General features: G+C 47.8%; 8 protein-coding genes. 2 read left to right on the top strand and 6 right to left on the bottom strand.

Annotated features, from left to right (window positions below):
* Positions 1-121: 121 nt before the first annotated feature.
* The 3 genes from HKN79_00725 to HKN79_00715 form a co-directional block, all read right to left on the bottom strand.
* Positions 122-859 carry a TonB-dependent receptor gene (locus HKN79_00725; protein ID NNC82076.1) on the bottom strand — a complete coding sequence of 246 codons (738 nt, stop codon included), beginning with the start codon at positions 857-859 and terminating at the stop codon, positions 122-124.
* A gap of 74 nt (positions 860-933) precedes the next feature.
* Complete coding sequence (locus HKN79_00720; protein NNC82075.1) at positions 934-1542, bottom strand: hypothetical protein; 609 nt, start codon at positions 1540-1542, stop codon at positions 934-936.
* 1 nt (position 1543) lies between these two features.
* The gene (locus HKN79_00715) at positions 1544-2155 is read right to left on the bottom strand and encodes a NifU family protein (protein ID NNC82074.1); all 612 of its coding nucleotides are present in this window, start codon (positions 2153-2155) and stop codon (positions 1544-1546) included.
* Positions 2156-2214: 59 nt separating this feature from the next.
* Between HKN79_00715 and HKN79_00710 the strand changes: the two genes are divergently transcribed.
* Positions 2215-2739, top strand: coding sequence for a gamma carbonic anhydrase family protein (locus HKN79_00710; GenBank protein ID NNC82073.1), 525 nt, complete (start codon positions 2215-2217; stop codon positions 2737-2739).
* Between the two features lie 102 nt (positions 2740-2841).
* Positions 2842-4371 (top strand): hypothetical protein, encoded by a 1530-nt coding sequence (locus tag HKN79_00705; protein ID NNC82072.1) that lies wholly within the window; start codon positions 2842-2844, stop codon positions 4369-4371.
* A 79-nt stretch (positions 4372-4450) separates the two neighbouring features.
* On the opposite strand, the gene HKN79_00700 is transcribed toward HKN79_00705, so the two are convergent.
* The 3 genes from HKN79_00700 to HKN79_00690 all read right to left on the bottom strand — a co-directional run.
* A complete protein-coding gene (locus HKN79_00700; GenBank protein NNC82071.1) occupies positions 4451-6370 on the bottom strand; it encodes an OmpA family protein in 1920 nt (639 codons plus the stop codon).
* A gap of 9 nt (positions 6371-6379) precedes the next feature.
* Positions 6380-7321 carry a type IX secretion system membrane protein PorP/SprF gene (locus tag HKN79_00695; GenBank protein ID NNC82070.1) on the bottom strand — a complete coding sequence of 314 codons (942 nt, stop codon included), beginning with the start codon at positions 7319-7321 and terminating at the stop codon, positions 6380-6382.
* Between the two features lie 20 nt (positions 7322-7341).
* Positions 7342-10506, bottom strand: a 3165-nt coding sequence (locus tag HKN79_00690; GenBank protein NNC82069.1) for a T9SS type B sorting domain-containing protein, incomplete at its 5' end; no start/stop codon positions are given.

Raw genomic sequence — 10506 nt, 5'->3', positions numbered from 1 at the left:
TCTTTATCCTGTAGATATTTATAGCATAGCCCAAGCACCAGATGGGCATAACGCTCATAGAGCATGCCCACCCAGCGACTATCGGCCTTTGTCCGATACTTGACTATGATCTCTTCATCGGTCAATCTATGCGCTGTGTTCGTTGACGCTTTCTTCGCTGACTTTCTCTGTAGAAATCCATATACCCCTTGGTCTCGATGACGATCACACCACCTGTGACATCTCCATAGCACGCAGGTATTCCTCCAGTGTAGACCGTGAGATTATTGATGGCATTGCTAGGGATACGAGGCACTTCACCAGCACCCACCTTCACCCCATCGATGAAAGTAGCGATATTATAAGGTCGGGCTCCTTTGAAGAACAACTGGTCACCTTCCGCATTCTGCTTGACGGCAGGCACCAGACGCGAGATCATCGTCCGGGTGTCCCTGACATCTGATCGGTGCTTGAGATCGGCCGATCCTATGGTCATCTTGCTTGGATTGTCCTTATCGATGAGTGGAATCGTGTAGGTGACCACCTTGATCTCTCCCAACGTATTGGCTGCCAAGGATATTTCTGGTAAGACAGTGATCTCATTTGGACTTACCACGACTCCTTGCTGTACGTAGGCCGTGTATCTCACGTCCTTGACATGTAGGTCGTAGGTACCTGGGCTCAGTGGTTTGATGCGGAATCTACCGTCATCATCCGTATAAGCACCAATGGGAACCGTTCCGGTCTCTACCCAGACATTGGCAAAGGCTACCGGTTCCCCGGTCACCGCATCCAGTACTTTTCCTTTGATCTCTCCGAAATTCTGTGCTTGGAAGGTGATGGAAAGCATCACCAGTATGAAGGTGTGTAGGTATCTCATATCTATCGCTTTATTGTTGCAATCGATATAAGGATGCAGAACAGCATCCGATTCCATAAAGCTTCTGAAAAAAATCAGGATAGATAGAATCCTTCTTCCGTAGCCTTTTCCTGCAAGATGAGTGAATCCAGGATACGGATCATTCCCAATAGGCAAGAGTTGCGCGATGCCGTATCAGGTAGTTGGACGAAACGATATTTCTCTTCACTGGACGCATTGAGCGATGACAAAATGGCCAGTGTACTTCTGGATTCCACCGTATGGAAATGAAGATCTGAACCGCTGAGATTTTCACACATGGCATCGTAGGTCTGCATGACATGTTCATCCACCTCTTCCCTATTGAGTTCCCTAAGCAGGGAAACTTTACCAAAGGGATAGAGTTTATCCTCTTTCATCTGCTGAAAATCATCCAATTTGAAGATGCCCTCGCTTTCTACCAATACATCGAGTTCTCCGCTGGAATAACGCTTGATGACACGCAGCAAACGACAACGCGATCCAAATTTCCTGGTCACACGACCGGTGGCATAGGGTATGCCGAATCTATTATCACCCTCTTCCAACTCAGCGAACAGCTGCTTATAGCGCGGCTCGAAGATGTGCAACTGCATGCGTTCTCCTGGCAGCAAGAAGACCGACAAGGGGAACAATGGTATTTCTAATTTCTCTGAAAGAGTCATATCAGGTCAAAGCTACAACCTCATTCACTTCGGGTAGCATGGATTTCAAGAGGTTCTCTATTCCGTCCTTCAAAGTGACGGTGCTAGAGGGGCAACCGCTGCATGCCCCACGCAGATTGACCGTGACCGTTCCATTGCGGAAAGAATCCAATTGGATGATTCCCCCATCTCGTTCTACGGCTGGTTTTACATACTCATCCAAGATATCAGCGATCTTCTGCTCCAGTTCATTACCGACCTTGTGTTCGGCCAGGGCCGGTGGTGCACCCATCTCTTCTGGGCGAAGTCCTTGATAGTCATCAGAGACGGCCCATTGATTCTCCATCAGGTATCTCTGAATGACCTCACGTAGCTCGTTCTTGACCAGATCCCACTCTACATCTCCAGAGCGCGTCACAGTGACGAAATTGCTCATGATGAATACTCCCTTTACAAATGGGAATTGGAATAGCGAGGTCGCCAATGGACTCGCAGCACCAATATCAGATGGGGTTTCGAACTCGGCAATACGTCCCTCAGGAATGACCGTCCGATCGGCCACGAATTTGAGGCTGTTGGGATTGGGAGTCATCTCCGTGTAAACATAGGTGGGTAAAAGTGTCTTGTTCTCCATGGATCAGCAAAGTTGGTCAATCTAGGAGAATCAGCATATTTGAGACAGAACTTTATTCTATGGCGCTGATTCTACCTTGCAGATCAATCACACCTCGATATGGGAAGAACTGCTTTCTAGCCGAAAATGCCACACTGGTAGGAGAATTGACCCTGGGCGATGACTGCAGCGTCTGGTTCAATGCCGTCATCCGGGCCGATGTGAATCGAATAACCGTAGGAGATCGGGTCAACATCCAAGATGGGGCGGTGATCCATTGCACCTATGAACGCACCGAGACCGTCATCGGGAATGATGTCTCCATAGGCCATAATGCCATTGTGCATGGATGTACACTGGAAGACCATGTGCTCGTAGGTATGGGTAGCATCATCATGGATGAGTGTATCGTAGAGAGCGGAAGTATCATTGCTGCTGGAGCAGTGGTACTTGAAGGCACTCGGGTAGAAAGTGGAAGTGTGTATGCCGGTGTACCTGCACGTAAAGTCAAGGATGTAGATGCCCGATTGATGGAAGGAGAGATTGCCCGTATCGCTAAGAACTACCTCCACTATGCATCGTGGTTCAAAGACGTGGGATCATGAGTCTTTTCTATCTAATTGGATTCCCAATGCATAATTTTTGACGCGATACGGTAGGGAAAGCTGTCTCATGGCTTGTATAGATAGTACAATAATTGCATTCCCATGAAACCCTCCCAGGAACTCTTCGACCTGATCAAGTCCCTTACCAAGTCAGAGAAAAGATTCTTCAAGCTCTCTTCCAGCCTCCAATCTGGAAGTAAGAACTACCTGAAGATATTCGCTGCAATAGATAAACAGAAGGAATACGATGAGGAGGCCATCAAGGAGGAATTCAAAGGGGAGACCTTTGTCAAGCATTTCCCATCCGAAAAGAACCATCTCTACAAACTCATTCTTAAAAGCCTACGGGCCTACCATGCTGACAATACGGTGAGTTCGGTACTCAAGCAGGAGATAAAGAACATTGAGATCCTATATACCAAGTCGCTCTACAAGGAGTGCAATAAATTTCTGGTCAGAGCCAAGAAACTGGCTGTCACTCATGAGAAGTTCTACTACCTCTATGAGTTGCTGAGCTGGGAGAAGATCCTCTTAGAGGAGGCCTATGAAGAAGGAGAATTCTCTGTCGATCTGGACAAACTCATCAGTGAGGAGAAAGCCGTGATAGAGAAGCTGCGTAATCTGGCCGCCTATCATGTACTCTACTCCAAGATCAACTATGTATTCCGAAGTGGAGGATACGCGCGAAACGACCGCGATAAACTCATTATAGAAGAGATCTCGAATCATCCGCTGATCAAGAATAAGAATACAGCCTTATCCAATCGAGCAGCTACTATCTGCTACTACATACAAGGATTCTGTGCGATGGCCAACAGGGATTGGAAGAAGTGCCGGACCAAATTCGAACGGGTCAAAGAGATATTCGATAACAACGAATTGATCAAGAAGGACATCCCTAAACGCTATATCCGCACCCTCAGCAATCTGATCAAGTGCGAGATCGAGATGGGTGATTACAAGAAATCCAAAGAACTGATGGCCTGTATGGCCGAACTACAGGGAAAGAAAGGATTCAAATCGCTCGATATCGAGGTGATGATATTCAAAGAAGGTCAATTGGCAGAATTGAAGCTCAGCCAGCGTACCGGTGATTTCGAGAAAGCGGCTGAAAGGATAGATGTGATCCTCAAAGAGATGGAGAAGTATAAAGGGCGGATCAACAAGGAGCAGGAGATCAAGTTCTACTACAATTTCGCTTACATCAATTTCGGCATTGGAGAGTACAATAAGAGTCTGTTCTGGATCAATAAGGTCTTGAATGACAATGAATCCAATCTACGTCAAGATATCTATGGCTATGCTCGACTATTCAATCTGGTGATCCACTACGAACTGGGCAACAATGAGCTGCTCGAGTATATCATCAAATCCACGCATAGGTATCTGAATAAGCGCAAGCGTGCCTACGACATAGAGGCGCTGGTGATCACCTATCTGAAGAAACTGTCCAAGGCATATGACAAGAACGATGAGAAGAAGATCATGGAGAAGATGCGTCCAGAATTGTCAAAGGTGTTGAAGAACGATGCAGACAAGGTCATTCTGGAGTATTTCGATTTTGAATCCTGGGTCAATTCCAAGATCAAAGACACCTCATTCAGCGAATTGGTCTTGAAAAAAGCCGCTTGATAGCGCCAAGCAAGTACCATTGAAAAAAGGGAGGCCGATGATCGGCCTCCCTTTTTAGTTTTCAGTGGGTCTTAGATCCCTATTTCTTAGTGACGATGAATTCAGTCCTACGGTTCTCTTCATGCTTCTCATCCGAGCACTCGACATCGTTCTTACATTCATTGATGATGCGCGATTCACCGAATCCTTTGCTGGATAGGCGGCTGGCAGCTATTCCCCGTTGCACCAGATAAGCTTTAGCGCTTTTGGCCCTACGATCGGACAATCTCTGGTTGTATTTATCATCCCCACGGGCATCGGTGTGTGAATGCAGTTCTATAGAGATGGTCGGATTGTCATTGAGGAGTTTGACCAGCTTATCCAACTCTTTGGCCGCATCTGCCCGGATATTGTGTTTGTTGAAATCGTAGTAGATATTATCCACCTTATACACTCCATCTGAGCCATACTCCGAATTCGGGTCGGTCACGATGAGTTCTTTCATATTGAAGGTGACCTTCTCCACTTCATCCTCATATTGACTTACAGTGGAGCGCACATAACTCTCGGTGAAATACCCATCCTTGCTGCTCTCGATCTTGTAGACCCTATCTGAAAGGAGTTCGAAGTCGAACTTACCATCCGGACCTGTAACTACCTCTACGATCACATCACCGGTCTTATTATCGATGAGTTTGACCAGGGCACCTTCCAAGGGCATACTATCTTGACCAAGTACGAGACCATCTATGGAGACCACTCCTGAGGGCTTCCTTTGAAGTTCATAGATTCTGTCCACTCCATCCCTGTTAGAGGTGAAATAGCCCATACTGTCCTGAGCCATAAGGATCACGGAGAAATCATCAGCAGATGAATTGATCGGGTAATTCAGATTACGCGGTTTACGCCATTCACCATCCTCTATTTCAGTTTTGAAGATATCCAGAGACCCCAGTGTAGGATGGCCATCGGATGAGAAGTATAGGTCTTCAGAGCTTGTAATGGTAGGAAAGAGCTCATTTCCAGGTGTATTTACCGCAGGTCCGAGATTCACCGGTGTAGTCCAAGAATCAGATTGTTTGATGGAGCGATAGATATCGAATCCACCCTCACCTCCTGGCATATCACTGGCAAAGAAGAGCGTATCACCCGATGGCGAGAGTGAGGGATGCACATTGGAATAATCATCCGAGTTGAACGGAAGAGACATGACATTCTTCCACTCACCATCTGATTTCTCAGCACTGAACAAGAAGAGGTGATTCACATTCTCCTCATTGCTTTGTCTTTTCTTACCCTCATTGCTGGTATGGCTTCTGGTAAAGACCGCATAGTCCCCGTTCTGATCGAATGAGACCGGACCATCGTGATAGGCGCTGTTGAAGACAGGGGCCAATTTTCCTAGGTCGGACCATTCCCCACCATTCTTCTTGAGCAGATAGATATCGTTGTAGCCTAGACCTGTCCATGGATTCTTCTTACCCGCCTTGGTGCGTTCTCCTGTATAGACCAGACCATCTTCATAGAAGACCGGACTGAACATGGAGATATTGTCCAATAGTGGGAGCGGCTTGATCTTATACTTGGATGTATCATCTCTGAACAACTCGATGAACTGGCAGCTCTGAAGCAAGGTCTGTGCGATCTCATCCTCCGGATTGGTGACGAGATATTCTTTGAAGAGATCCTCGGCCCTCTCATACTTATCGTTGCTCATAAGCATCTTGGCGTAGTTGAATTTATCCTCCAAGGTGACTTGCGGATAGTTCATGGCCAATTTGTAGGCCTGCTCCGCCCCATCGTAGTCCCTCAATTTCTGAAGGGTCAGGGCGAGCATCTTCAATGACTCGTAGCTCTCTGGTCGCTTCTGAAGTGCCGTGTTGAAGTTATCCTTGGCAGAGGCGAATTTTAAGTTGTTGTAATCCTCCTTACCACTATTGAGGTAGTGTTTGTACCCGCATCCAGAAAGGATTGCCAGTAGTAAGAGTGCCAGAATGTTGTAGTACAGTACTTTTCTCATGGTTCTGTATTAGAAGTACCTTGGAGACCTCATCTTGATGACCTCCTTACCGAAATTGTAGCCCAACATCACTTCATGACTTCCATTGCTATAATCCGCAATGTCGTTCAAGGTGAAATCATAGGAATATCCGACCCGAATCTGAGGGGTCACGTTGAACTCCACGATTCCTATCAGGTCTGAAGCTGTTCTATAAGATGCTCCGAGCCAGAGCCTCTCATACAAGAGGAAATTGGCATTGATGTCCACTTGGATGGGTGCTGAGGGATGATACTTGATAAGCACATTGGGCTTGATCTTCAGATTCTCGCCCGCATCGATCACATATCCACCATTGATGAAATAGTGCTGTTCGAAATAGCGATCGTCAGCCCGAGGTGAGAGGCTATCCACATCAAAGGAGAGATTTCCATCTCCCGCGAATACGGTCGGGATGGAGATCCCGGCATACATCTTATCCGAGTAGAAGTATACACCAGCACCGAACTTTGGGACGAATTCATTGGAAATCTGGTCTTGGAATACCTGATCACCGTCCTCGAAGACCTTGGTATCATCGAATTTGAACGAATAGCTCGTAAATCCGGCCCGAATCCCGAAGGCCAAACGGTTCTTCCGCTCACTGTCCAGGTCCAGATGGTAACTACCGTTTGCAGAGAATTCGAATTGTTCGGTATCCCCGATATCGTCATGGACGATCACCGCACCCAGCCCCAATTTCCGATTCTCGATGGGACCATCGATTTCCAGCATCTGTGTCACCGGTGCTCCTTCCAGGTTGACCCATTGCGAGCGGTGAAGTGCTGTAGCCTCCCAGTACTCGTGACTGCCAGCATAGGCCGGGTTGATAAAGAGCCCATTGAACATGTATTGACTGACCAGAACCTCTTGCTGCGCAGAGGCAGTGAGATAACAGGTCGAAGCTAGAAGTATGATTATCAGTTTTTTCATGATCTACGCATTACATCCATTCATCTTCTTATCTCTAAATATGCATTGAGCTCCCGCTCGCCTTCACCATCCTTGACCACGAGGATGACGAAGTAGGTCCCATCAGGAACGATCCCTCCGCTATCACTCTCTCCATTCCATCGATTGCCATTGCTATAACCGTTGGCTACAAACACCTCATCACCCCATCTGTTGAACACTTTGACGGTATTGTCAGGGAAGGCTTCGATACCTTGGATGATGAGTCCATCGTTGAGTCCATCGCCATTCGGTGACATTCCGTTCGGTAGTTCAAGATCATCCGGTTCGGTAAGCTCGATGCATTCTCCTGTGACACAACCATTGGCATCCGTTACTTCCAAGCAGTAGCTCTGTGCAGTCAGTCCGCTCAGGTCTTCCTGGTCGGATGTGAATCCGTCATCGCCTGTCCAAACAAAGGTGAATGGAGCTGTACCTCCTTCTACTATCGCATCGATCACACCATCTGAGCCCAGATAGCTGGATATGTTATAATCCGGTGGGAGCAAGATTGGAGATATGAGATCCACTGAGAGTGAATCAGGTTCTGTCAAAGTGAAATCCAGAATGAATTCACAGCCATTGAAATCGGTCACTGTAACACTGTAGTCTCCTGGATCCAATTGCTCCTGATCTTCCACATCATCCAGATTCTCATCATCCCAATCGAAGGTATAATCCGGAGATCCACCACTCACAGTCAGATCTACCGCTCCCGCATTGTCTCCAGCACAAAGTGATTGGGTGACCGAATCCTCGACCATCAATGGAAGCGGCTCTGATAGCGTGAGTGTATCCGTGAACGTACATTCTGCACTATCGATCGCAATCAGTGTGTAGGTACCTGCGCATAGGTCATCGAGATCGGATATCGGTTCTGCCTCGAAGAACCAACTATAGGTAGCATCCACACACACATTCAGAGGTGTGAAGGAAATAGTACCGTCACATGCATCGGCACAGGAGATGTTATCACCACTCGGCACTATGCTCGGCATTACATCCACAGTAAAGGTGTCTGTAGGTTGGGTAAGGGTGATGGTCTCCGTACCCGAACAACCATTGGCATCCACTACATAGAGTTCATAGTCTCCAGCCAGCAATTGATCGACAGCCTCATTGGTACCGATATCGAAGGTGTCGGTCGCATTGACATCGATCCAATTGTATGTGAAGGTACCTTGGACGCCCCCATCTACTGTAGAGAATATGGCCCCTGAGTTGTTTCCAGGGCAGTTGATATTGGTTCCACAATCGAACAAGGGACTGGTCAACGTTATATCTATCGGGTCGGGTTCTTCCAGTTCGACATCGATCGACACCACACATCCGAGAAGGTCTTCTACAGAGACTGTATATATCCCTACGCAAAGTTCTGTCTGAATAACTGCCGGCAGGAAGGTATATCCAGGTGTACCACCTACAGCACTCAGAGTGATCTCGCCATCACATGCTCCCGGGCAGCTCACTTCGAATCCATTATAGTCCGAAGTGGTCACCGTAAGCACAAGTGGGTCAGGTTCTCCTATGGTATAACAAGCTTCTACTTCACATCCTCTTGCATCTATGCATGTCACACAGTATTCTCCAGGAGCGAGGTTCGTCAGATCCTCATCTGTGGAAGTGAATCCATCGGGTCCTGTCCATGTGCAGGCATAAGGGAGTGTACCTCCACTCAAGGTGCAATCTATCGCTCCGTCATCAGCTCCTGTACAAGTGACATCACTCACGATACAATCAATGACGAATACATCAGGCTCATTCAGAGGGAAGCAGGATGAGGCTACACAGCCATTGGCATCCGTTACAGTGGCACAATAGGTCCCTGCACAGAGGTCATCGCCCGTGATCGGTCCTTCTGTCATGTTGGGGTCGTTCCAGACGATCTCATAAGGTGGTACTCCACCGTTGACCTGGGTACGCAATTGACCGTCACACTCTCCATTACATGAAATGGGCTGCTCTACGATGAAGGTGAAGACAATGCTCGGTGGTTCAGTCAGTGTTATCGTTTCTTCGATAGTACATCCATTGTCATCGGTGATAGTAGCGGTATATGTACCAGCGCAAACAACGCCCACGAAACTTGTGGCCGTACTACCCCCTACCGGTGCTGAGCCTGTCCATGAAACGCTGTATGTGCCTACACCTCCTGAGATATCCAAGAACAAGGATCCGTCACAGGCAGAATTACAAGAGATGTTGAATCCGCCACCTACCAGTGGGCTGCTTGCCACAGCGATCAACTCTTCAGGCTCTTCGATATCGAATTCGAATTGGGCTGTACAGTCATTCTGATCTTGGACCAAAGCGGTATAAGACCCCACTCCTAGACCGGATACCGTTTCTCCAGTACCGACATTCGGTACCCAATCCACATCGTAAGTGGGTACTCCTCCTGTCAGCATGAGATCGATAGAACCGTCCATCTCCCCTTCACAGCTGATATCCATGACCACAGCATCATCAGCGAGGATGCTATCCGGCTCGATCAGCGAGATACTCTCACAGGTCATACATCCTTGGTCATCTGTCACATTGAGGAAATAGGTTCCCGCACACAGTCCACCGAGCACAGCTGGTTCATCCGAGATATATGGTCCGGCACAAGCCTGATCGGACCAGTCATAGTTGTATGGTTCTGTACCCCCAGTGACGGGTGCGAAGATGGTCCCGTTGCAATCATTGACACAGGTAACTCCGAATCCATTGTATGGCACGAAATCGATCGGTACGATAAGTGGGTTCGGTGTGGTGACTTCTACAGAGTCATTACCTGTACATCCATTCAAGTCGATCACGGAGACGTAGTACCATCCTTCTCCCACATCCACTATGCTGTCGGTCATGCTGATAACAGTACCCGTAGAGTCCTGCCAGGTGATCATATACGGAGGCACTCCTCCGCTTACAGTCACCGTCACGGCTCCATCGGTGAATCCACTACAAGAGACATCGGTGACATCGAATTCAAAGGTCAGTTCCTCGGGTTCTTCCATGACGAAGAACTCATTCTGTATACACTCATTGTCATCTACAATGATGATCTCATAACCCACAGTGTCTTCTGAAGCACAGAGATCGGTCAGGTCATCAAAACCGGCTCCCATCCCTTGTGACGTAAAGCCGATGGATTGCTCGAACCAGGTGAACTCATAGTCATAGGC

It is taken from the genome of Flavobacteriales bacterium, from assembly GCA_013001705.1.
In the GTDB taxonomy this organism is placed as follows: domain Bacteria; phylum Bacteroidota; class Bacteroidia; order Flavobacteriales_D; family JABDKJ01; genus JABDLZ01.
This window is presented reverse-complemented; position numbering and strand designations above follow the sequence as displayed.

Bases quoted from the DNA above. Each gene is read 5' to 3' on its own strand.
- HKN79_00725 (NNC82076.1), bottom strand. From the start codon at position 859: ATGAGATACCTACACACCTTCATACTGGTGATGCTTTCCATCACCTTC.
- HKN79_00720 (NNC82075.1), bottom strand. From the start codon at position 1,542: ATGACTCTTTCAGAGAAATTAGAAATACCATTGTTCCCCTTGTCGGTC.
- HKN79_00715 (NNC82074.1), bottom strand. From the start codon at position 2,155: ATGGAGAACAAGACACTTTTACCCACCTATGTTTACACGGAGATGACT.
- HKN79_00710 (NNC82073.1), top strand. From the start codon at position 2,215: ATGGCGCTGATTCTACCTTGCAGATCAATCACACCTCGATATGGGAAG.
- HKN79_00705 (NNC82072.1), top strand. From the start codon at position 2,842: ATGAAACCCTCCCAGGAACTCTTCGACCTGATCAAGTCCCTTACCAAG.
- HKN79_00700 (NNC82071.1), bottom strand. From the start codon at position 6,370: ATGAGAAAAGTACTGTACTACAACATTCTGGCACTCTTACTACTGGCA.
- HKN79_00695 (NNC82070.1), bottom strand. From the start codon at position 7,321: ATGAAAAAACTGATAATCATACTTCTAGCTTCGACCTGTTATCTCACT.